Below are 916 nucleotides of genomic sequence, written 5' to 3' on the forward strand. Positions count from 1 at the left end.
CTATATGCTCAATAACATGATCTTTTGTCTCTGAGTGTGAGCTTATATTGAAATAATTTATGCTTTTGCCTGAATTTAAAGAGCAGGCCATTCTGAGATCTAGCTCTTGAGTTTTTAATAGCTCAAATTGATGGTCTTCAAAGAAAAAGCCTACGTTGTGACTCACAATGTCACCATCTGTATTGATGAGCTTGTGGCCATGGGCTTTTTTCTCACAGTAATAGAGATATAAATCAATTTGGTCCAGTGGCGAAATATCGACTTTTGTGAATTTAGAAAGTAGTTTGATTCTGTCGATAACGCTAGTGTCACACGGCTCGGACATTAAAGGCTGTGACTTAAAATTGCGTTGGCCTTGTTTTTTATTAAGGCCTGCTAGAGCTGAAATTCGACTTTGAAATGAGCCATGGGATTCGTTAAAAAACGTTTCGATTAATGTATCTTTTTGTTCGGACTTGAAGCCCTTTATTGTCTCGAACAAATCTCCGCCAAGGTACTGTAAGATCTTGAGTGCTTTGTATGTACTAGGCTTTACCTTATTGTTTTCCCAACGATTTATCGTTACGACGTCAACCGCATTAAAGTCATCGTCCAGCTGATTTAAGTAGGTTGCAAACTCTGTTTGTGTAAATTGAAGTTCCTTTCTGAAGTTACGTAACAACTGTGAAAACTCACTCATTAAAACATTAACCTTCTGATAATTAACTCAATGTCTCGATTCTAATTTAGACATCAGACTCTCTATTTAACATCCTCAGTAATTTGTTTTTTACGGATGTTAATTGTTTGGGTTTATTGATCTGTATGTTGCGCATGTCCCTAAAAAGGCTGAATGCCAAAATAGTGACGTCAAATCTATGGCATTTAGCCTGGAGACTTGTCAATCTACTGTGAAGTGCGCGTTAATGTTCAGATA

1 protein-coding gene is annotated in these 916 nt (G+C 37.0%); it reads right to left on the bottom strand.

The features are described 5' to 3' along the window. The coding region (locus BCT81_RS27410) for a helix-turn-helix transcriptional regulator (protein WP_102426504.1) at positions 1 to 679 on the bottom strand (679 nt) is incomplete at its 3' end. Positions 680 to 916 lie beyond the last annotated feature (237 nt).

Origin of the sequence: Vibrio sp. 10N.261.52.A1, from assembly GCF_002876325.1 — a bacterium.
Classification (GTDB): Bacteria; Pseudomonadota; Gammaproteobacteria; order Enterobacterales; family Vibrionaceae; genus Vibrio; species Vibrio chagasii.